This is a genomic window from Arthrobacter sp. NPDC080073, from assembly GCF_040686575.1.
Lineage (GTDB): Bacteria > Actinomycetota > Actinomycetes > Actinomycetales > Micrococcaceae > Arthrobacter.
Map to the genome: position 1 here is coordinate 95794 of NZ_JBFBKR010000008.1, position 20844 is coordinate 116637.

The 20844-nt window shown below is 63.2% G+C and carries 27 protein-coding genes; 15 read left to right on the forward strand and 12 right to left on the reverse strand.

All coding sequences use genetic code 11. The features are described 5' to 3' along the window. From AB0O52_RS11450 to AB0O52_RS11465, 4 genes are all read left to right on the forward strand, one after another. Complete coding sequence (locus AB0O52_RS11450) at positions 1-918, forward strand: tail fiber domain-containing protein (protein ID WP_364537610.1); 918 nt, start codon at positions 1-3, stop codon at positions 916-918. Between the two features lie 226 nt (positions 919-1144). After that, complete coding sequence (locus tag AB0O52_RS11455; protein WP_364537612.1) at positions 1145-1363, forward strand: hypothetical protein; 219 nt, start codon at positions 1145-1147, stop codon at positions 1361-1363. 283 nt (positions 1364-1646) lie between these two features. After that, positions 1647-2879 (forward strand): phage major capsid protein, encoded by a 1233-nt coding sequence (locus AB0O52_RS11460; protein ID WP_364537614.1) that lies wholly within the window; start codon positions 1647-1649, stop codon positions 2877-2879. Then, complete coding sequence (locus AB0O52_RS11465; protein WP_364537616.1) at positions 2876-3166, forward strand: hypothetical protein; 291 nt, start codon at positions 2876-2878, stop codon at positions 3164-3166. Before AB0O52_RS11460 ends, AB0O52_RS11465 begins: the two co-directional genes overlap by 4 nt. A 129-nt stretch (positions 3167-3295) precedes the next feature. Here AB0O52_RS11465 and AB0O52_RS11470 read toward each other — a convergent pair whose 3' ends face one another. Then, positions 3296-3529, reverse strand: a complete 234-nt coding sequence (locus AB0O52_RS11470; protein ID WP_364537618.1) for a helix-turn-helix domain-containing protein — start codon at positions 3527-3529, stop codon at positions 3296-3298. A gap of 81 nt (positions 3530-3610) precedes the next feature. Here AB0O52_RS11470 and AB0O52_RS11475 point away from each other — a divergent pair, with 81 nt between their 5' ends. The 3 genes from AB0O52_RS11475 (at position 3611) to AB0O52_RS11485 (ending at position 4519) form a co-directional block, all read left to right on the forward strand. Next, entirely contained in the window at positions 3611-3805 is a 195-nt protein-coding gene (locus tag AB0O52_RS11475; RefSeq protein ID WP_364537620.1) for a hypothetical protein, read from the forward strand. A gap of 59 nt (positions 3806-3864) precedes the next feature. Next, positions 3865-4104, forward strand: coding sequence for a hypothetical protein (locus tag AB0O52_RS11480; protein WP_364537622.1), 240 nt, complete (start codon positions 3865-3867; stop codon positions 4102-4104). 124 nt (positions 4105-4228) lie between these two features. Beyond that, the gene (locus tag AB0O52_RS11485; protein WP_364537624.1) at positions 4229-4519 is read left to right on the forward strand and encodes a hypothetical protein; all 291 of its coding nucleotides are present in this window, start codon (positions 4229-4231) and stop codon (positions 4517-4519) included. Positions 4520-4729: 210 nt separating this feature from the next. Here the strand turns inward: AB0O52_RS11485 and AB0O52_RS11490 are convergent, their stop codons facing one another. The 4 genes from AB0O52_RS11490 to AB0O52_RS11505 are packed head-to-tail and all read right to left on the reverse strand — an operon-like array spanning position 4730 to position 6916. Continuing rightward, complete coding sequence (locus AB0O52_RS11490; RefSeq protein ID WP_364537626.1) at positions 4730-5065, reverse strand: Ada metal-binding domain-containing protein; 336 nt, start codon at positions 5063-5065, stop codon at positions 4730-4732. Continuing rightward, positions 5062-5796: a 2OG-Fe(II) oxygenase gene (locus tag AB0O52_RS11495; RefSeq protein ID WP_364537628.1), complete on the reverse strand. Its 735-nt coding sequence runs from the start codon at positions 5794-5796 to the stop codon at positions 5062-5064. Before AB0O52_RS11495 ends, AB0O52_RS11490 begins: the two co-directional genes overlap by 4 nt. After that, positions 5793-6407 carry a methylated-DNA--[protein]-cysteine S-methyltransferase gene (locus AB0O52_RS11500; protein WP_364537630.1) on the reverse strand — a complete coding sequence of 205 codons (615 nt, stop codon included), beginning with the start codon at positions 6405-6407 and terminating at the stop codon, positions 5793-5795. The genes AB0O52_RS11495 and AB0O52_RS11500 overlap by 4 nt, the downstream gene beginning before the upstream one ends. Beyond that, the gene (locus tag AB0O52_RS11505; RefSeq protein WP_364537781.1) at positions 6404-6916 is read right to left on the reverse strand and encodes a sigma-70 family RNA polymerase sigma factor; all 513 of its coding nucleotides are present in this window, start codon (positions 6914-6916) and stop codon (positions 6404-6406) included. Before AB0O52_RS11505 ends, AB0O52_RS11500 begins: the two co-directional genes overlap by 4 nt. A gap of 315 nt (positions 6917-7231) precedes the next feature. Here AB0O52_RS11505 and AB0O52_RS11510 point away from each other — a divergent pair, with 315 nt between their 5' ends. Both AB0O52_RS11510 and AB0O52_RS11515 read left to right on the forward strand, forming a co-directional pair. After that, positions 7232-9724 carry a glycoside hydrolase family 32 protein gene (locus tag AB0O52_RS11510; RefSeq protein ID WP_364537632.1) on the forward strand — a complete coding sequence of 831 codons (2493 nt, stop codon included), beginning with the start codon at positions 7232-7234 and terminating at the stop codon, positions 9722-9724. Between the two features lie 119 nt (positions 9725-9843). Beyond that, positions 9844-10389 (forward strand): DUF2087 domain-containing protein, encoded by a 546-nt coding sequence (locus AB0O52_RS11515; RefSeq protein ID WP_364537634.1) that lies wholly within the window; start codon positions 9844-9846, stop codon positions 10387-10389. Between the two features lie 11 nt (positions 10390-10400). Here AB0O52_RS11515 and AB0O52_RS11520 read toward each other — a convergent pair whose 3' ends face one another. Next, the gene (locus AB0O52_RS11520; RefSeq protein WP_364537636.1) at positions 10401-11195 is read right to left on the reverse strand and encodes a carbon-nitrogen hydrolase family protein; all 795 of its coding nucleotides are present in this window, start codon (positions 11193-11195) and stop codon (positions 10401-10403) included. A gap of 32 nt (positions 11196-11227) precedes the next feature. On the opposite strand from AB0O52_RS11520, the gene AB0O52_RS11525 reads away from it, so the two are divergent. Continuing rightward, on the forward strand, positions 11228-11884 hold the full coding sequence (locus AB0O52_RS11525; protein WP_364537638.1) for a GntR family transcriptional regulator: 657 nt from the start codon (positions 11228-11230) through the stop codon (positions 11882-11884). 11 nt (positions 11885-11895) lie between these two features. Here the strand turns inward: AB0O52_RS11525 and AB0O52_RS11530 are convergent, their stop codons facing one another. Next, entirely contained in the window at positions 11896-13233 is a 1338-nt protein-coding gene (locus AB0O52_RS11530) for an MFS transporter (RefSeq protein ID WP_364537782.1), read from the reverse strand. Between the two features lie 201 nt (positions 13234-13434). On the opposite strand from AB0O52_RS11530, the gene AB0O52_RS11535 reads away from it, so the two are divergent. The 3 genes from AB0O52_RS11535 to AB0O52_RS11545 all read left to right on the forward strand — a co-directional run bounded on the left by AB0O52_RS11535 (position 13435) and on the right by AB0O52_RS11545 (position 15745). Continuing rightward, positions 13435-14121, forward strand: coding sequence for a DUF2848 domain-containing protein (locus tag AB0O52_RS11535; RefSeq protein ID WP_364537640.1), 687 nt, complete (start codon positions 13435-13437; stop codon positions 14119-14121). Between the two features lie 109 nt (positions 14122-14230). Beyond that, positions 14231-15292, forward strand: a complete 1062-nt coding sequence (moaA, locus tag AB0O52_RS11540) for a GTP 3',8-cyclase MoaA (RefSeq protein ID WP_364537642.1) — start codon at positions 14231-14233, stop codon at positions 15290-15292. A gap of 186 nt (positions 15293-15478) precedes the next feature. Next, positions 15479-15745 carry a hypothetical protein gene (locus AB0O52_RS11545; protein WP_364537644.1) on the forward strand — a complete coding sequence of 89 codons (267 nt, stop codon included), beginning with the start codon at positions 15479-15481 and terminating at the stop codon, positions 15743-15745. 28 nt (positions 15746-15773) lie between these two features. Here AB0O52_RS11545 and AB0O52_RS11550 read toward each other — a convergent pair whose 3' ends face one another. From AB0O52_RS11550 to AB0O52_RS11560, 3 genes are all read right to left on the reverse strand, one after another. Continuing rightward, entirely contained in the window at positions 15774-16244 is a 471-nt protein-coding gene (locus AB0O52_RS11550) for a MarR family winged helix-turn-helix transcriptional regulator (RefSeq protein ID WP_364537646.1), read from the reverse strand. An 80-nt stretch (positions 16245-16324) separates the two neighbouring features. Beyond that, positions 16325-16711, reverse strand: coding sequence for a hypothetical protein (locus AB0O52_RS11555; RefSeq protein WP_364537648.1), 387 nt, complete (start codon positions 16709-16711; stop codon positions 16325-16327). 341 nt (positions 16712-17052) lie between these two features. Further along, positions 17053-17385, reverse strand: a complete 333-nt coding sequence (locus AB0O52_RS11560; protein ID WP_364537650.1) for a metalloregulator ArsR/SmtB family transcription factor — start codon at positions 17383-17385, stop codon at positions 17053-17055. A 66-nt stretch (positions 17386-17451) separates the two neighbouring features. Here AB0O52_RS11560 and AB0O52_RS11565 point away from each other — a divergent pair, with 66 nt between their 5' ends. Continuing rightward, positions 17452-18369 carry an NAD-dependent epimerase/dehydratase family protein gene (locus AB0O52_RS11565; protein ID WP_364537652.1) on the forward strand — a complete coding sequence of 306 codons (918 nt, stop codon included), beginning with the start codon at positions 17452-17454 and terminating at the stop codon, positions 18367-18369. A gap of 119 nt (positions 18370-18488) precedes the next feature. On the opposite strand, the gene AB0O52_RS11570 is transcribed toward AB0O52_RS11565, so the two are convergent. Next, complete coding sequence (locus AB0O52_RS11570) at positions 18489-18800, reverse strand: DUF4259 domain-containing protein (RefSeq protein ID WP_364537654.1); 312 nt, start codon at positions 18798-18800, stop codon at positions 18489-18491. A 690-nt stretch (positions 18801-19490) separates the two neighbouring features. Here AB0O52_RS11570 and AB0O52_RS11575 point away from each other — a divergent pair. Further along, positions 19491-20132 (forward strand): dihydrofolate reductase family protein, encoded by a 642-nt coding sequence (locus AB0O52_RS11575; RefSeq protein ID WP_364537656.1) that lies wholly within the window; start codon positions 19491-19493, stop codon positions 20130-20132. 58 nt (positions 20133-20190) lie between these two features. Here AB0O52_RS11575 and AB0O52_RS11580 read toward each other — a convergent pair whose 3' ends face one another. After that, on the reverse strand, positions 20191-20844 hold the full coding sequence (locus AB0O52_RS11580; RefSeq protein WP_364537658.1) for a DUF1254 domain-containing protein: 654 nt from the start codon (positions 20842-20844) through the stop codon (positions 20191-20193).

Sequence of the window (20844 nt, forward strand, 5' to 3'; positions counted from 1 at the left end):
ATGCAGCCTGGAAGCTTCGGATCCATCGTCCCTGACGAGAACTGGCTTGTCCGCAAAGTGCAAGAACTCGAGAGGCGGCTGAATGAACAGGCCGCAGCGGACCCGTTCGGGCCCATGGGCATCAGCCCAAAGGCCGGCGGTATCGACGTCGTCGGGTTCCTCGAAACGCTCCGCGCAGACGGCACAGTGAGTCTCCGCATGGCCACCGGCGGCGGCGCGTTCGAGGTTTGCGACTCAACCGGAATCGTCGTCGCCCGCTTCGGACTCATGGAAAACGCGAACCCCGGCCTATACGGCGTAGAAGTCCTCGTCGGAACAACATGGGTTCAGATCGGAGCGCAGACCACGACATGGGCGACAATCTCCGGCATCCCGTCCACGTTTCCCCCGAGCTCACACACCCACGTCGGCGCAGACATCACCTCAGGGACCGTACCGCAAGCAGACGGCTCACAATACGGCTGGACCAACAACGTCGCCGGAACCACCCAATACGCCGTCTGGGTAGGCAACGACGGTGGCTTCCACTTCGGCCGGAACGTCTCCAGCATCCGGTACAAGGAAAACGTCCGCTCCCACCACACCGACCCGGCAAACGTCCTCGCACTCACGCCCGTGCTCTACGACAAGATCAGCGGCGGCCCCGACAACTATGGCCTCATTGCCGAACAAGTGGCCGAGCACTGCCCCGAACTAATCTCATGGTTCGACGGCGAGATCGACTCCGTCCGCTATGACCTGCTCTCGGTCCAACTCCTGAACGTCGTCAAGCACCAAGACGCCCAGATCCAAGCACTCGCCGCCGCCATCCCAGGCTTCACACTCCCGGCAGCCGCACCCGTGACGGCCAACGTACCCGCGTCTATGGCGCCGACGCCCCAGCCAACCCCGCTGACTTACACAATCCAACCCCAGTAACGACGACGACGACGCAGACCCCGGGGTAGGGGTGCCCAAATCCCTGACGGCAACGACGTGCGCCTGACTCCGCCGGGTAGTCATTTCTATACACAGAATTTTTTTTCACAGAAAGGGCCAGGAGACCCAGCATGAGCTACAAGACGCGCCTCGCCGCGATCATCAACGGGAAGGCCACCAAGCCACGCCCGCCCAAAACCCGTAAGACCCAGAGGACAGGAAAGTAATGAGCTACGCACCAGACCCGAACGTCCCAGACGCGGCATCGGCACCCGTCGAGCCGCCCATGGCCTACTTAGACCGGATCGAGGCTCAGAGCCTCCTCCGGAACGAGATCTGCCCCGAGTGCGGGCACAGGCCCAAGCCGATTGCCGCATACGACGGCCAGGGCAGGGCGGCCGAGCTCCACACGCCGGAATGCCCGATGAACCTGCAATACGAATAAGGCGACACACAGGGCCGGGACACACGGAATGTCTCGGCCCTGTGTTAATCTGCTTTCAGAGTTGAATCGACTGGCGCAAAGCCCCCGGATAACTAAGCCGGCGCCGAAAGGCCCCCGCTGAAAGTCCCGGCGCACAGCCCCCACGGAGGAGCTCGGAAAACGCCCCCATCGGGGCGACGGCAGACGCGCTGATCGATCGCGCAAGAGCCGAAGGCACCTTCCCTGATTTTTGGTGCCAGATCCCCTCATAAACCTCGGGGTCCGCAGAATTCCGAGATTCGAAATGACCAGCAAACTTCCCACCTACCGCACCTCGGCTCAAGCCAGGGATGCGCTCAAATCCTATGCCGCTGCCGCCCTCCAGATCCTCAACAACACGAGCCTCGACAACGCAACGGCAAAGCGTCTCGTCGAGCCTCTCGAGGAGCAACTCAACCACGCAGAATCCGAACTCAAATCACTCGAGTATGTCGAAGGTAAGAGCAGGGCATTCTCCGGCGCCGCTGGCACCGACCCGACCGCGACGATCTTCGGGCCCAGCGGCTACGTCGGACACGACACAATCGCCAAGCGTGGATACGTCCCGAACCTGATCCCTGACCGCGAGCAGATGCAGCAGATCATCGCGGCCGTGAAGTCTGGCACCAGCCTGCGCGTCGAGCTTGGCATGAAGATCCCGTCATCGGCCGACGCCATGCAGGCAAACGAGGCCTTGCTGCCCCCGACGCTCCTGCCCGGCATCGTCAACCTCCGATTCGAACCGACCCGCATCCTCGAGCGCATGCCGTCCACGCCCATGGGGCCAAGCGTGGAGTGGATCAGCCACCTGTCCACCACAGGGGCGGCGACGACCGTCGCGCCCGGGGCACTCAAGCCCGAAGTGTCGCTGAACATGGGCAAGACGATCATCACGCCGGCCAAGATCGCGGTGACGTCCACCCTTAATGACGAAGTCCTCCTCGACTTCCGGAGCATTGAGTCGTACGTCACCGAGCACTTGCGCGACCTTGTCATCGACGCGGAGAATAACCAGCTCCTGAACGGCGATGGGACGGGAACGAACATGCTCGGCATGCTCAACCAGTCCGGAATCCTCACCCGCGCAGTCGGAACCGACACCGGCCTTGACGCCATGGAACAGGCCATAGCTGACCTCCGCGTCGGGCCTGCGTACTGCGACGCGGATACCGTGATCCTCCACCCGACCACGTGGTCCAAGCTCCGGAGGACCAAGGACAGCCAAGGCCGGTACATCCTCAACCCAGACCCAACCGCCGCCGAAGCGAACAGCCTCTGGGGCATTCCCGTGGTGACCACGACCAAGATTGCCGCAGGAGCGTCCGTTGTCGCCAACCTCCAGGTTTCTTGCACAGCGCTTATTCGCGAAGGGATCAACCTCCAGGTCGGCAAGCCCGGCGACACGTTCCAGCGCAACCAGACCGCGTTCATCCAGGAAGAGCGCCTCAACCTCGGCGTGCAGCGCCCGGCCGGTATCGTTAAGGTGACCGGGCTGTGAGCAACTTGAAGGTGACCGTCCAGCCGCCGTTCCAGGTCTTCCACGGCGGCGCCGCCTACGGCCCCGGAGAGACGTTCAGCGTTGACCTTGAGCATGCGGAACTCGACATGTGGCTCGCGTCAGGCTGGGCAACCAGCGATGACCCGGAGGCCGCCGATTGGGCGCAGCGCAGGCTCAAGACGAAGGCGCTCAAGGCGACGCGGCCACCGCAGGAAGTGACTGCATCCGTCACCCAGCCGCCCGTTAGCCTGATCGAAAGCACCGACGAGGAGACCACCACGGCGTAACGACAGCGGCCTTGGCCCTAGGGGTTAGACGAATCCCTAGGGCCAAGACCCCACGGAGACTCCGCCGGGTAGCCTCCTCCCCCTCCCCGGGCTCGTGAGGGGGGTCGCGCGCGCAATAGCCCAGTCACGTCACTGCGTCAAGCGAAGGAGCCTTGCAATGTTCTCGCGCTGGGTCCGCGGCTTTAGTTCGGGGGCTGGCGGCGTGGCGATGATGGTCTGGTAGTGCTCTTCATTGAATCGATAGATCCGGCCGATCTTCGTGTGTGGCCACTTGTGGGTCTTGCACATCTTGTAGACCGTCTCGAGTGACACGTTCAGCCGAGCCGCTAGATCCGCGGCCGTCATCATTGGGGCATCATCCATGGGTCGAGCCTACGGGTCCGAGATGTCCAGCGAGCGGACAGCCGTGGGCTCCGCGGCGCCCCCTCAGCGAGGATCGACAGTATGACGATTCAGAAGCTCGCCTACACATTCGAAGAGGCCGCGGAACAGACCGGCTACAGTATCCGGACGCTGAAGCAGGAGGTCGCTGACGGCCGCCTGCTTGCCCGATACGCGAATACCAAGGGCGTGATCCGCCACGAGGATCTGGCCGCCTGGTTGGATGCTCTGCCAGCGGAACCGCCAGCGAACCGATGATGAAAGGGCGGGAGACTCTTTTTGATTAACACAGGGGAGGTTCGGGCTAGCCTGAGCTCATGCAAAATTTCGAGCTCACTTTTATTTACCCGACCGATGGATCACTGAACCGAAGCCAGTCGCGCCCAATCCCGATTGAAGCCGATTCGCTTGAGCATGCCAAGAATCTCGCAACAGAGCTGATCGATAACGAAAGCCGCGGTCATCGCACGGTGAGCGTCGCCGTCCTGACTGAGTCCAAGGATGACGTCATGGAAATCACCAGATGGCTTCGGAACGGCGGCTGGATGGACGTTTAGTCCGCAGAAAGTCCGCAAGATGGGAACAGGAATTTCGAAAGCCTCTTCCTACCTGGCGGGGACCCATGGCATGCTCTGAGGGTTTCGGCCACTTGGGCAGAAACTATCCGATTGGGGACTTATCGTGGATTTCTCAGGTGCAATACAGAATCGCAATCTTGTCTCATTCCATTACGATGGCCACCCCCGCGTAGTGCAGCCTGCGGCCTGCGGACCTCACGCCACGACCGGCAATGAGGTTTTGCGCGGCTATCAAGTCGATGGCCGTGGCAATTCGCGGCCCGTTCCATTTTGGGATCTCTTCTTAATTGACAAAATGTCCAATGTCGAGATTTTGGACGGCCGGTTCACCGAAGATCCTCCCTACTACAGTCGCGACGACAAGCACATCAACCCGATTCGGGCCCAGCTCTAGCCCTCTGCCCACATCCTGCCCACATTCTGCCCACATTTGCTGTGAAATGGTGTGATTCCAGGTGATGAAAAACCCCGGAATCTAGAGGTTTTCCTTGCCACTGCTGGGGCACGATAGGTTTCAAATCCCACCGTCACCGCCACTTGAAAGGTCCCTGGTTCCCTATGTTTGCAAGGGAACCAGGGCTTTTGCTTTGGGCGGAGAGACCACTCACGCCATCAATGCCCCAGAACCCGGTAAACCACCGTCCAGGTTATGGAGCCCCATAGGTTGAGGGCCCGGCGGTAGTTGGTTCTTCCATGCCTGGTGGCGGTCTTTGCAGCAGGCTCCGCATGGCCGATAACCAGCGGCGAGTGCGGTGGCTTCGTCGGAGAAGAACAGGCGATTCTTGGCGTACCCGCCACGTGCGATCGCGCGTAGAGCGGAGGGGCAATCGAGGCGTCCGTAGATTTTCCCACCGCGGTGTCCGCCCCACGCGCCCTTGAACGGAGACGCGTAGGGGCGGCCATCGGGACCGGTGAGCGTGTAGTTCTTCACTATGCTCATGCTACGTCGTGGAATACCAGGGCAAGTGTGTGACGCTCGCCGGAGCGGATGGCTGAGACGCCGTGACGGACTGGTGCGGCGGACCAGCCGCGGGCCGATTTCACAGGGCGGTCGCGGGTGGTGAACACGTAGCCGTGTCCGTGGGGCAGCAGGGTCGCCGTACCCCGCGATTGTGCGCGCGGGCGTTGTTCGAGCAGCAGGAACTCGCCGCCGGTGTGGTCCACGCCCGGTTCGTTCAGGTTGATGACCACTTGGAGCGGGAACACCAGATCACCGTAAAGGTCGCGATGGAGCGCGTTCCAGTCCTTCTCGCCGTACTTCAGCAGGATCGCCGTGGACTTGGTCTGGCCGGCGTCGTGGCACATCTGCAGCCACTCGTCGAGAGTGTCCGGCCACGGAGTTGGTCGACCAAGCTTCGTCCACCAGTCGCGGGCAACAGGCAGCAGCCGGGGGTAGAGCGCCTGCTTCAGCCGCTCGATGGGTTCGGGATAGGGAGCCCGGAAGTACCGGTACTCGCCCTCGCCGAAACGGTGACGACCCATGTTGATCGTGCTACGGAACAGCTCGTCGCTCTCGTACAGGTCACGAATCTCCGAGGCCTCCCCGGGCGTCAGGAGCTGCGGGAGAATCGCCCCGCCGTACTCGTTTATCTCATCAGCTACGTCCGACCAGTCGGCCGACTCGACTCGATCACGCCACGGGTTGTCCGCCCTGATTTCTCCGCCAGTCATGCTGCAGCCTCCAGTTCGAGCAGCATCGTCTTGGCCTCCAGGCCGCCGATGTAGCCACCGAGGGACCCATCGGTGCGCAGCACGCGGTGACACGGAACGACGACCGGGAGGGGGTTGGTCGCGCAAGCGGTGCCGACGGCACGGACTGCCTTGGGGTTGCCGACCATCTGGGCCATCTCCTTGTAGCTGCGGGTTTGGCCATAGCCGATGTCCGGCAGGTGCCTCTGGACGAGCTGGCGGAAGCCACCTGACAACGACAGGTCCAGCTGCACATCGAAGCGCTTCCTGCGGTGCTCGAAGTACTCGTCCAGTTCACGTGCCACGACCTCCAGCTGTTTCGGGGAACGCAGAATGCGCGGGCTGATTTTCTCCGACAGCGATTCGAGCACACGGTCGTGGTCCTCGACCGCGTACGCGACCCGGACAAGTCCTGTCGGCGTGGCTGCGAGCAGCAGCTTCCCGACAGGGCTATCCACGGTCGTGTAGGCAACGTCGAGGAGGCCCTCCGCGTGTGCCGCGACCTCCAGCCGGCGATGCAGCACCGCCAGCTTCTCGGCGTCGATGGGCGCTGCCAAGCCCGTGAGGGTGTCATCACCCTGGATGTCACTCATGATCTTGCCCCTTTCGCCAGCTCTGACTGGCTCCGCGCGCCTGGATAGTTCCTTCTGAGGTTCTTGAGGCCATCGGCCGAGGCTCTTCGTGCGGCCTCGACTGTACCGCCGAGAATTGTGGAGATCTCCGCGTACGACATCCCGACGAGATAGCGGAAGGTGATCGCCTGCCGCTGCTTCTCAGGGAGCTTGCCAACGTACATCCACACGTCAGTGTCATCCGCACCGGGAATTCCCAACGCTGTCGGAGCCTCAGGCAGCTCCGCCACCGGCAAGGGGATTCGCTTCGCAGCCCGGTGGACGTCAATGGCTTTCCGGCGCGCGATCGTGACCAGCCACGCTTCGACGTTCGCAGTCTCTGGAAGGTCCGGGTAGGCACGCATCGCGGCAAGAAATGTCTCCGACCACGCGTCATCCGCGTCATGCACCTCCAAAAGCGCACGACAGACCCGAAGCACGGTAACGCCGTGCTGCACGACCACTGTCTCGAACGGTTGCTTCATGTCCATCCCATTGAATACGGCCAAGGCGAGTCTGTCGTGATGTTCATTGCTCTTTCCTTCCGTCTCTGCCGTTCTGTCTGCTGTGAAGACGGGCACCGGGTTGAAAACGTGAGATGTCATCCCATCCACGCTGCCAACCAAACAAATCCGCTTAAACGCTTGATCAAAGACCCACCACTCGCTATTCTTGCCGTGATTAAGCGTTTAATCACAAGTCCGACTCCACCACGAACTCCCCCGCCTGCTCAACAACGCCGTGTGCAGAGGCTCGACGCAGAGCTATCGGCGGTCGAGTAGTCCTCACCGAGACCCGGAGATTTTATGGCCCACTCAGCAAGGAGGCTGTCGAAGAGGGCGGGCGTGCTCGCCCTCTTCGCCGCGCTCACGATGTTTTTCACGACCACCATAGTTACCGGGGACCTTCCGGGCGCGGGAGCCGTCGGCAGCGCGACCGCGCCGCCCATGCGCGCCGCGTACCACATGACTCCCCCGTCGGGATGGCTGAGCGACCCCCAGCGGCCCATCTATCTCAACGGCAAGTACAACCTGTATTACCTTCACAGCAACCAGGACAACGGTCCGGGCGGGTGGCGACATGCGACGTCGTCGGACACTGTGGTGTTCAACGACCAGGGCGACGCCCTTCCGCTCCAAAGCAATTTCCCCGTGTGGACCGGCTCCTCGGTGATCGATACGAACAACACCGCGGGCTTCGGAGCCGGCGCCGTCGTCGCGCTCGCTACGCAGCCCACCGACGGCGACGCGTTCCAGCAATCGCAATACCTCTGGTACTCGACCGACGGCGGGACAACCTTCACGCAGTACGGCGCACCGGTCATCGCCAACCCGGACGCTTCGGATTGGTTCCGCGACCCCAAGATCGTTTGGGACGCGGCGCACTCGACGTGGGTGGCAGCGATAGGCCGCCAGCAGAAGATCACGTTCTACACCTCACCGGACCTCAAAACCTGGACCCACCAGACAGACTTCAGCTACACCACCCCGAACATCGGCGGCGTTGAGTGTCCGGACATCTTCCAGATGAAGGCCGACGACGGTTCGTGGCATTGGATCATGGCCGGAAGCATGCAGGGCGACTACAGCGGCAAGCCGGACACATACGCATATTGGACCGGCACGTGGAACGGCTCGGCGTTCGTCCCAGACCAGGCTGATCCGCAGTGGCTCGACTGGGGCCTGGACTGGTACGCCTCCGTGAGCTGGCCCGACGCCGCGAATCCCGACACTTCCCGTTACGCGATCGGCTGGATGAACAACTGGCATTACGCGCCGCACACCGTGCCGACTGACTCCACCGACAACTACAACGGGCAGATGTCCGTGGTGCGCCAGCTCAGCCTCAAGTCCGAGGGCAGCGGTGTCTACAGCCTCCTGTCCCAGCCGACGCCGAGTCTGGCCAACTACGCCACCAAGACCGTGAAGCCCGCCAACGCCACGGTCAATGGGCGGACGGCCCTCGACTACCACGGCTCGGCGTACGAGCTCGACGCGGACGTCAGCTGGACCACCCTCAACAACGTCGGCATCTCGATCGGCGAGAACAAGGACGGCAGCCGCCACACGAACATCGGCGTCTACGGGGGCAACCTCTACGTTGACCGCTCCGCGCAAGACCAAGTGCCGTACTCCTTCGGTACCTACCAGCAGTCCCAGGCGCCGCTCGCCTCCGGTGCGACGTCCGTACACCTCCGGATCCTCGTGGACCACGGCAGCGTGGAGGTCTTCGCCGACGACGGCCGTATCGCGCTCTCGAACCAGGACTTCTTCACGTCGTCGGACACGGGGATTTCGCTTTACACGATCGGGGGCAGCGCCAACTTCGCCAACCTCTCGATCACGGAATTCGCGAACATCACGGAGCAAGCGAATCCCGCGGCGCCCTACGCGGACTTCGAGGGCGGCACCTATGGTTCATGGACGACGGCGGGAGCGGCCTTCGGTTCCGGGCCCGCCACCGGGACACTCCCTAACCAGCAGCCCGTCACGGGCTACCTCGGAAACAGGCTCGTCAACAGTTTCAACGGCGGCGATGCGTCGACCGGAACCCTGACCTCGCCGTCGTTCACCGTCGGCCACTCCTACGTCAACTTCCTCGCAGGAGGCGGGAACAACCCGAGACCCTCGGACGTCTTCGCCGACTTCGAGGGCGCGGCCTGGGGCGCGGGGTGGAAGGCCTCAGGCAGTTACATTGGCCAAGGCCCGACGGCGGAATCCCTCCCCAACCAGCTCGGCTCCAAGGTCCTCGATACGTACGTCGGAGGGGGTGATGCGGCCACGGGCGCGATTACGTCGCCGACATTCACGATCACGCGGGACTATATCGATTTCCTCATCGCGGGAGGAAACCACCCCTGGGCCCAGTCAGGTGCCGCTGCGGTGAACCTCCTCGTCAACGGGCAGGTCGTCCGCACGGCAACGGGCCAGAACTCATCGACGATGTCGAACGTGAACTGGGACGTCCACACGCTCGTGGGGCAGAAGGCCCAAATCCAGGTCATCGACCACGCAACCGGGCCCTGGGGCCACATCATGGTGGACCAGATCGTGTTCAGCAGCGTGCCGAACGCGATTGGCGGTGAGCCCGACCATCAGACCACGGTGAATCTCGTCGTCAACGGGCAGGTGGTTCGCACCACGACGGGCCAGAACAGCGAGCACCTCGCATGGACGTCGTGGAACGTCTCCGACCTCATCGGCCAGAGCGCCCAGCTCCAAGTCGTCGATAACGGCACGGGAAGCTGGGGCCATGTCCTGTTGGACCAGGTCACCTTCGAAGACATCCCTGCCGGCTAAGTCGAAGAGTCGTTCGGCGCGCCGCCCTCCCGTGAGAACCACGGGAGGGCGGCGAACTCAAGGGTATTCCGCCCGGTTGCGCTATCTGCCCGGCCTCGATTTGTGCCTATGCTGGGCCCATGGGGAGCGACTCATCGACGACGCCGGATCCGCGGCGCCTCCTCGCGGCATTGGCAAACGCCCAAGCCCGGAAGGTCTTCGCCGAGATCAGCATTGGCGGAGCCCCGGGCAGCTCGCTCCCGCCAGCGAAACTCGCACGGGCGCTCACGCTTCTCAACCAAGCAGGGCTGGTCGAGACGGTCGAGACCGAAGGCAGCGTCCGCTACCGCATTCGCGAGCATATCTTCCGGGACGCGCTGGCGGGTCTCTCACCGGCGCCCAGCCCGTCCGGCGTCGAGCGCTTCCTGGCTGCGGACGGCCGCATCGACCGTTACCCCGCACGGGAGGCAGACCGACTCAAGCTTCTCGCATGGGCGGCCGCGCGCATCCTGGACAAAGGCGATCGTGTGGCAGAGCGGGAGCTCAACGAACGCCTCGCCCGGTTCACCGGCGACGTGCCAATGCTCCGGCGGTACCTTGTCGACTCCGGTATGGTGGGCCGCACGCCCGACGGCTCGGCCTACTGGCTGGCCCTCAAAGAGGACGACGGCGAGGACGTCCGCTAGTCTCCACGCAGCTAAAGGTCCCGGGCATTGGCCAGGACCGGAAGCTTGCCCCGAACCTCTTCGACGCTGGACGTATCGATTTCGACGATGGCGAGTTCCGGGACTTCTCCAAGGGCGGCCACCACGGCACCCAGCGGCGAGATCACAGCACTGTGCCCTATGCCTGTGGGCGCAGTGCCGGCAGGGGGCAGGCCGACGCTCGCGGGATTGCCTTGGCCGCACGCCACTACGAACGTGGTGCTGTCCACTGCGCGGGCCCGCACCAGCAGCTCCCACTGCTCGGCTTTGCCCTCGCCGGCGCCCCACGACGCGCAGACGATGTTGACGTGTGCTCCTGCCCGGGCGTTGGCGGTGAAAAGGGCGGGGAAGCGCACGTCGTAACAGGTGGCAAGGCCAAACACAGTGCCGTTGAGTTCGAAGGTTACTGGCGAGGCGCCGGCGTCGACCGAATCAGACTCCGCGAAGCCGAATGCATCAAAGAGGTGGATCTTGTCGTAGGACGTGTCCACCCCGGGGCCGGTGACCAAAAGCGTGTTCCGGACCCGTCCGCCCTCGCCTGGAGTGAACATTCCCGCCACGACGGCGATGGCCAGCTCCCGCGCAAGGCTGCGGACCGCTGCGGCCCACGGCCCGTCCAGGGGTTCGGCGATGTCGGCCAGGCTGTTACCGAAGGCGCGCATCGCTGCTTCAGGAAAGACCACGAGTTCGGCTCCAGCGGCTTTGGCCCGGGTGGCGTATTCTCGGATCAGGTCCAGGTTGGCTGCCACATTGGCTCCCGTGATGATTTGTGCCACGGCTAAACGCATGAATTTACTCCAGATTGTTGTATACATGATGTATGCGAAAAAGTTCGGGGACTGCGGCGTCCGGCCGCGAGAAGGCGTACGCGTACCTGCGTGAAAATATCCTGATTGACCCCGAAGTCCAGGGGAAGTTCCTGAATGAGCAGGAACTGGCCGCGGAAATTGGGGTATCGCGCACTCCGGTGCGTGAGGCACTCTTGCTGCTGGTCTCGGACGGCTTGGTGGAACTGATTCCTCAGCGCGGAGCGTACGTTCCTCCGGTGACCGGCCGGGAGATGTCCGAATTGATGGAACTGCGCGGGGTCCTTGAGAGCCACGCCGCCCGGCTGGTCATCGAGCAGGGCCGGGTTCCCGCCGGGACGATGCAGGAAACCCTTGACCAGCAGGCAAAGCTTCCCGCGGACCTGAGCCCGGAAGCGGCACGTGAGTTTATCCGGCTGGACACCCTCTTCCACCAGCAGCTCATTGACGCGGCGGGGAACGAGCTCATCTCCCGGACGTACAGCAAGCTCCACGTCCGGCAGATTCTGGTGGGTGTCTCCGCGCTGTTCCGTACCGGAGGCCGCCGCGAGCAGGTGTGCGCCGAACACCAGGACATACTCGACGCCCTGATGTCCGGCGATGCGTCGAAGGCGCAGAAAGCCATTGACCATCACCTGGCGGTCACCCGGGACATCCTGCTGCGCACCTGAGGTAGTCAGCGTCAGCGGGATTCCGCGGCGGCGGACGACGGGCCTGCTGCCGCCGTTCCTTCGAGCAGCAGACGGTAGTCCTCGTCCTCCACCGCGTTGGAGTCCCGGCCGAGCGCCAGCCCCACCAGGGTGACGACGGCGGCCACGGCCACATAGATGGCAACCGGGATCCACGTGCCGAACTGGGACAGCAGCAGCGTGAACATCAAGGGTGCAATTGCGCCGCCGATCACGCCGGCGAAAGTGTAGGCCAGCGAACTTCCCGTGGACCTCAGCCTCGGGGAGAACTGCTCCACGATGAAGGCGGCCTGCGGTCCGTACATGAAGGAGTGCGCCATAAGGCCCAGGACAATTCCCGCGATCAGCAGCGGCTCGCTGTGCCCGCGCAGGATGCCGAAGAAGACGAAAGTCCAGGCAGCTCCTACCACTGCCGCGATCCCGTAGACGAGGCGTCGGTTGAAGCAGTCGGAGACTGCACCGGCCAGCGGGATCATGAACAGCTGGAACGCCGAGCCGATCAACACGGCAGTGAGGACCTGGCTGCGGTCATAGCCGAGGGCCTGGATTCCGTAGCTCAGGGTGAAGACAGTGAACAGGGCGTAAAGCACGTCCGGGCCTACCCGGCACAGGGTGGCAGCGACGAGCGGCCGGAGTTCCGTGCTGAAGACTTCGCGGACCGGAGCGTTGGGCTGTTCGCCGTGCGCCTCGATGGCCTTGAAAATAGGGGTATCTTCAAGCTTCAGCCGGATCCAAAGACCGAACCCGACCAGCACGGCCGAGACCAGGAATGCGATGCGCCAGCCGAAGCTGATGAACTGCGCTTCGCTGAGGCTGACGGTCAGGACGCCCAGCGTTCCGTTGGCAAGGAGGTTGCCGGCCGGCGGCCCGACTTGGGCCGCGGAGGCCCAGAAGCCGCGCCGATGGGGATCACCGTATTCGCTGGAAAGCAGCACCGCGCCGCCCCATTCGCCACCAACGCCAACACCCTGCGCGAAGCGCAGCAAGACCAAAATGATCGGGGCCGAGATGCCGATGCTGCCGTAACCAGGTAGCACCCCGATCAGCACGGTGGCGACGCCGATGATCATCAGCGTTGTCACCAGGACTTTCTTGCGGCCGATGCGGTCACCGAGCCGGCCGAAAATGATGCCGCCCACAGGACGGGACACGTAGCCCACCGCGTAGGTGGAGAACGCCAGGATGGTCCCGGTCAAGGGGTCCGATGACGGGAAGAAGACAATGGGAAATACAACCGCGGCCGCGGCCGAGTAGACGGCAAAGTCGTACCACTCGAGTGCGGTGCCGGTGAGGCTTGCGGCAAAGGCCTTGTACAGGCCTTTCGGATGCATCGGCTTTCCCGGACGCGGCGTTGCGCCGGTAGCCGGAACTGGGACTTTGGCCATGGGTTTCCTCCACGAGAAGTTTACGGTGACGCCTGCCACACTGGCGTTAAATGTATACATTACGCATACTGGTTGTACATTGGCGACTGTTTCCGGTTTCCGATTTGAAAAATTTCTCCAGCAGGACACGTAAAGGATGGACAGAAAATGACGACTCTGAACTTTGAACTTCCCGATGGCACCTCAAGAAGCGTCCAGGTCAAGCACCTCCTGAATGCCGGCTACGCGGGCCGCGAGCAGGAAGAAGTGCAGGCCCACATCGCCGAGCTGGCCGAGCTCGGCGTTCCCGGCCCCGCAACCACGCCGGCGCTGTACCCCGTGTCGCCGTACCTGGCCCAGCAGGTCTCGGAAGTCCGCGTCCAGCACGGCCGGACCTCGGGTGAAGCGGAATGGGCGCTGGTGATCACTGATGAAGACGTGCTCCTGACCGTGGCCTGCGACCACACGGACCGCGAGCTTGAGGTTCACGGCGTGGCTTGGAGCAAGAACGCCAGCCCGGACGTGTTGGGACGCAAAGCCTGGCGCCTGGATGATGTTCGCGACCATTTGGACACCATCACGCTCAAGGGCTGGGTAGGCTACGGCGAAACTCCGGACACCCTTATCCAGGACAGTTCGCTCGAGGCGCTCCTCAGCCCGGACTACTGGCTGGCGGTCCTCGAAGAACGCGGCCTGAACCAGCCGGGTACGGTCCTCATTTCAGGCACGGTGGCAATGAAACATGGCGTTGACCAGTTTGCCCGCAGCTGGAGGGTGGAAATGACGGATCCGACGACCGGGACGTCGGTGGATGCCCAGTATGTTGTGGAGCAGATGGCGGAGCCTATCGGCTGAGTCCGGTGCCGCCGTCGTTCGGCCTCCTCCATTGTGGGCGCCCGGGACCGGGCATACGCTGGGAGAGGCACGAGCGGTTGGCACTACTACCGCGTTGAGAGGGCGCTGCATGGACGCCAATTCCATCACCGACACCTTCCATCGGCCCCTGAGGGACCTGCGGATTTCCGTCACGGACCGATGCAACTTCCGGTGCGTCTACTGCATGCCCAAGGAGATCTTCGGGCGGGATTTCGTTTTCATGCCCCGGGACCAGCTGCTGACGTTTGAGGAGATCACCAGGCTGGCGTCGATCGCGGTGGGGCACGGGGTACGGAAGATCCGGCTGACCGGCGGGGAACCCTTGCTGCGGAAGGACATCGAGGAATTGGTCCGGATGCTGGCCCGGCTGCGCACTCCTGACGGGCTGGCTCCGGACCTGGCCATGACGACGAACGGCTCGGTCCTCGCGCAGAAGGCGGAAGCCCTCAAGGATGCCGGGCTGAACCGGGTGACGGTCTCGCTGGACTCCCTCCGGGAGGAGACCTTCCAGGCCATGAACGACGTCGGCTATACCATGGCGAAGGTCCTGCACGCCGCGGACGTTGCCCAGGCCGCCGGACTGGGGCCGGTGAAGATCAATATGGTGGTCAAGCGCGGGACGAACGACCAGGACATTCTTCCCATGGCGAGCCATTTCAAGGGATCCGGCTTCATTCTGCGGTTCATCGAATACATGGACGTCGGTGCGTCCAACGGCTGGAAAATGGATGAAGTGGTGCCCTCAGCCGAGATCCTGGCCCGCATCGGCGCGGTGTTCCCGCTCGAACCCGTGGCACCCAACTACCCCGGCGAGACTTCGGATCGCTGGCGCTACGCGGACGGCAGCGGCGAAATCGGAGTCATTTCCAGCGTGACCCAGGCCTTTTGCCGCGGATGTACGCGGGCCCGGCTCTCCGCCGACGGGAAGCTCTTCACGTGCCTCTTCGCCACAGCCGGCACGGACCTGAGGGCGCTCCTGAGAGGCGGCGCGTCCGACGTCGAGCTTTCGACGGCGTTGTCCGCCCTCTGGGGCGGCCGCACCGACCGCTACTCGGAACTGCGCGGTGCCCACACCCCTCAAGACGGCGCCCGTAAAGCTAAAGACCCCGCCGCGCCACACAAGATCGAAATGTCGTACATCGGCGGATAGGCGAACCGGCCCGCTTCGCGGGCGCGGCGCGGCGTGCTTGCGGCGCGGCTCACAGCGTCGATATCATCAAGGTGGGTTATGCAGCCGGCCCTCGGAACTCTTTCCATGGAGTAACCCCATGACCCGCCGGACCCCCATCGCTTCCAAGTCTTCTTGTGCGGCTACCCCCAAGCTCGGAGCTGCGCTGTGAACGCGCTACTCGCCTCGTGCTTGGAAGGCGAGCTGGATCCGGTCCAGGGGCTCGCGAAGTTGTCCGTTGCCGAACTCAACTTCTTGGCTGATGCCCTCTTCAGGCTGCTCGACGTCGGGAAACCTGAGTTCGGGGTCAAGTCTTGGTACGACGCGGTCCTGGACGAGTTGGCAGCACGCGGTGAGTGGCCCGCGCGCGGCGACCAGTCCGCCGTCGACTTTTCCAAGGCCCGTTGGGGCCTCCTCGAAGAGAAGCCCGAGTGAAGGTCTCGGACTAGTCTTCGCGCCGGGACTAGTCTTCGCGCCCGCCGGCATAAGGGACGCCGGCAGCGACACGCCCGGGCGCCTGCTGACCTGCCAGTTCGCGCACGACCACTTTTAATTCCTGCCTGAACATCGACGTATCGATGGACACTTGGGCGAGAACCTGTTGCTCCGATTCGACTGCCCGCTCCAGCGCTTCCCTGCCGGCGTCAGTCAGCGAAACGACGTGCACCCTGCGGTCCTCGGAACTTCGACGGCGACTGATGTGGCCGTGGGTTTCGAGCCTGCTGAGGGTCTGACCCATTGTCTGGGCCTGCACCCGCACGATCTGCGCAAGCGTGGTCTGGGTGATGGGGCCGGTGGCTGAAAGGACCTCAAGGGCTATCACACCGGCGTGAGTAAGGCCGATGGATCTGAGATTCTCATCCCAAGCGTGTTCAACTAGCCGCGCCGCTGTAGACAGCAACCGACCGGTGGGCCAACGCTCAATGTCCGGCATATTTATCATTGTAGCCGGGAGGAGATTTTGTGGGGATCGGGGGGTTAACTACTCGCGCGGCGTCTGCTGGGGGTGTCTATTCAGGCGGAGATGCGGCGGAGAATAGGGTCCGCGATTACGCGAGACGGTGCGCACAGGGTTTGTCCCAGTTGCCTAAAGACGTCATCCCGGTTCGCGAAGTACCCGTAGTCGGCCCGGATGAACCGTGAAAGGTCATAGGCGTTATCGGCTGCTCGGCCATCCCAGTCAACTGCGCAACGGCCGGCAGCTTCGAACAGCGTTTCCGAGCCGCGGTTCGTGAATGATCCACCTCCGCGGCATCCGATCGTACCGAAGAGCTCGGATGCGGGCCGCCACTCGTCAATGTTGAATTCCGGCCATGCAAGCAGTATGCGGTCCGGAAGCGCGAGGCCGATGTGGGGGAAACGCGGGTACCAGAAGGATCGATCGATAAGTAGGGCGCGCACTCTCGTTGCAGCTCCGATTCCTCGCGCGGCGCTTTCGAGAATTGCGAGGCGTTGGCTGCATGATCCGAAGCCGCGCGCTAGCGTGCGGGAGGCAGGTGTACTCTCTTCCAGTGCGCACACGGCGCGCACTTCATCACGGATTATCGAGTGGGCTGCTTGGAGCACAGCCACTTGCTCGGTCGACTGCGCGAGGTCCTTTGATCGAGAAACCAGTCGTGCGATCCCCGATGCTTCATAGTGGAGGATCGGCGTTGGGGCTGCGGAGCCGTGGTGTTCTGAGCCACCCCCGGCCCGATCCGGGATGCGCCTGTACCAGGGAGTGATCAGCGCAGAGAGGGCCCTCAAGCCTGCGCCTCCGCTGCGCGGCCGGCGCTCCGCTTCCGGACCTCGCGTAGCACGATCTGTTCGGGGCAGACGGTCGAGAGGAAGTCACCGACCGACAAAGCAAGCCGCTCACCCACGAGCGAGTACAGGATGCGATTGGAGTCGCGCCGCTCAGTGACCAGGCCCGCATGGCGCAGCACGCTCAGGTGCCGGGAGATGGTCGGTCCGGTGGCACGGAACCGCGCGGCAATCTCGCCGGCGGCAAGCTCCCCGTCCTTGAGGTCCTGCAAGATCTGCCGCCTCGTCGGGTGCGCGAGGGCGGCGAAGATGTCTGACGCTGCGTCTGTCATGTTTGCAATATAGCACAATTGCTATATACAGTTTAGCTTCATTGCTAATAAGCGAAAGAGAACATCATGCGTGTTGCCATCACGGGCGGTACCGGGTTCGTCGGGCGTCACCTCGCCGAGCGGCTTGATCCCGTGGACACCGTCGTCGTGTCTCGTCGGACGGGCGTGCCCATCGATGACGTGGACGCATTGACGGCGGCGTTCGCAGACTGCGATGTGGTCGTACATTGCGCGGGGATCAACCGCGAGATCGGCGATCAGACCTTCGCGCACGTGCACGTCGACGGCACCCGGGCCGTGGTCGAGGCGGCCCGCCGAGCAGGCGTGCAACGTATCGTCATGCTTAGCTTCCTTCGGGCCCGATCCGACTGCGGTTCGGGCTACCACGAAACGAAATGGGCCGCTGAGGAGCTCGTGCGGCAGTCCGGGATCGACCACACGATCCTTAAGGCGGGGATGATTTATGGCCCGGGCGATCACATGGTGGACCATGTGGCTCGTGCCGAGCGCACGTGGCCGGTTTTCGCGACTGTCGGGTACCGGGACCGGACGGTTCGGCCCCTCCCAGTCGAGGAAGCAGTAAACGTGTTGCTCGCGGCTATCGAGGGGCGCGTTCCCAACCCGACCGTCGCCGTCTTGGGCGCCGAGGAACTTACGTTCGGCACAGCCGTTCGCAGAATCGCCCGCGTTGCCGGGCGGCGACCTGTCTACGTACGCGCCCCGGTCTGGGCCATCTGCGCGCTCGCGAAGTTAACGGAGTGGACAATGGTCGTGCCGCTCGTAGCGAAAGCACAAACGCGAATGCTCGCCGAAGGTGTTAGCGAGCCCGCACCGTTCGCACCCGAACTCCCCGAAGGAATCCGCCCGACTCTCATGTTTGACGACGAGCGTATCCGGGCCGCGCTGCCCGACGGTCGATTTGGCCTCGGCGACCTCCGACTCACGAAATGGTGGGCCGAGCAGCGTCGCCGTAGTGGCTTCTAGCCTGCCGGTAATTCATAGATCGGAGGCCTCATGACAGGCGTGAGCGCCAGCGGGCAATTTCAGCAGCGAACTCGGCGGCTTCTCCTGATTCCGCCCACAGTTGAGCCAGTTCATTTCCTTCAACGTTTTTCATACGCGGCTTTCGTGATCAGGTTTCTAGGTAGGGGCTCGGTCGTTCGAGGCCAAGGCGCCGGGGCATAGGCGGCGTCGTTTCCTAGCAGCTCCGGCTCATTCCACGCGACAACATGTGCGGCAGCCGCCAGCCCGGTCGCACCGTCCGGGGCCTCCAGGTCGAGCGTCGAGTTGAGCACGACGTCCAGTGCGTTTTCAATAATCGGCGCAACCTCCGCTACGGTGTTGGCGTCACCGAATTCGAACGAAAAATCCGCCGCGTCGTCGTTGCTAAAGACGGATGAATCCCATGAGCCCATAAAGTAATGCCCCCTGAAGCGACCTTTTCGGCCGACAATTAGCGGCTTAGCTGCGATTCTTGCATGCACGCCAGTGAAGGCAAAGGGTGGATCCGCCGATCGCGTCCCGGGGCAACAAGCTTGCCGACATGCCGCCGGGGCCGGCTGAACAGCGCGATCAAGGCTACGAGACCCCTCGAAGATTGGTCGATACCGGGGTTTTGCACGGCAATGGCTCAGGAACCCCACGTTCCTTGCGCATGGTCCCCGCTCGCAAGTCCTGCATCCCCCGGTCCGCGCGAGAATGCGCTTCTCACCATTTGCCACCGCGTGATCGTGCCGATGTCGTACTTCCTCATCGATCTGACGCCGAAATTCCTCCGCAGCCTCAAATGCCCCGCATGGTTCCGCGCGCTCACGCTCTCTTCCCTTCCGGACGGCGCAGCAACGGAACACTGCGGCGGTCTCCTTCTAGAGCCTTCGTCAGATCGCTGGGCGCGGTCATTTGCCCAATATAGCCACGGAGTCGGTACTTGCACGGCGGGGCTGCCGGACGTCGGCAGGAATCTCGCGCACCGGAGACCACCGAGCGCCCCAACCGCTGCGTTGACCACGTTCTCAGGCCGCGGATCCCTAATGCCTCCGTGATGACGATCTCGCCACCAGTATGGTGGTTGCATAACGCAACCAATGATCTGAGGGGACTTCACCATGGCTGTTCGAGTTGACCTGAATATCTCGCTGGATGGTTTCGCCACGACCACCGACGCAACTCCGGAGAATCCGTTCGGGTCGGATTGGGGCCGCCTGGTCGATGCCTATACGTCCACCCGCACGTTCCGTGAGCGGGTCTTGCACGACACCAGTGGAGAAGGAACGACCGGCGTCGATGACAGATACGCAGCAGCCTACTTCGAAGGGGTCGGAGCGGAGATCATGGGTGCCGGCATGTTCGGGTTCCATAACTTCCCCGATGACCCTGACTGGAAGGGCTGGTGGGGCGAGGAGCCTCCCTTCCGCGTCCCGGTGTTCGTCCTGACTCACACGCCCCGCGCTGCCATCACGATGGCCGGCGGCACGACCTTCAACTTCGTAAGTGCCAGCCCGGAAGAAGTGCTTGAACAGGCGCTGAGCGCAGCGGGTGAAATGGACGTGCGTATCGGAGGGGGTCCCACTGTGGTGCGCGACTACCTCAGGGCCGGACTTGTCGATCGGCTACACGTCGGAATCACACCGATCCTGCTCGGTAGTGGGATACGGCTTTGGGACGATCTCCGGGGGCTGGAAAGCGGATACACCGTCACGTCAGAGACCGCCGAAAGCGGAATCATCCACGTCACCTTTCGGCGATAGCCCCCACCTCGGCGGCGAGCCGTTCGCCGTCGTATATCCGGGCCGGTCCCGTCGACCGCTACTGTTTCAGCGGCGCGAGCTGTATTTGCTTCGCAAGCGCGTAAGCGGTCGGAAGATCACCGTCGCTTTCGACGAAGACACGGCCGATGACGAGCGCGGAATGGCTTGGCGAAGAAATCTGCGTCATCCCGTTCGGCACGGTACCCTTCCAACCGGGCCCACTGAGCACATAGTCGCCGGCTTTGGTACCCGTCGCGCGTTTGCCGACGTAGGCAAAGTTTGTGCTTTTCGACGGGTCGGTGAACTGCACGCTGAAGTAGCGCCCGGCCATGTCCGGTACGTGCAGGACTTGAGGCCCCTTGCTCACATCGAGCCAGCCGCCGACATAGAGCAAATCGTCGGCTCCGGTGGCCATAAGACTCCCGCGCGACGTCGACGGGGAAGAGGTGCCGGGCACGGCGTACAGCGTGTTGACGGGGATCGGGCCTTCACCGAACCCATGCTTGAGGATCGCCCTCTTGTATCCATTGACCGTAAGCCGCGGCCAGAAGTAAATGAACGCGGGTGCGCCTACCCCCCAGACGATGACTGCTGCTATGACTAGTGGAATGATCCCGTCCCCGTTGGCGATCCGCCGGTAGATGACCCAAGCGAAGACCGCGAGTATGACGACGGTGACCGTACGTCCGTATTTCAAGATGAGACGGTTCAT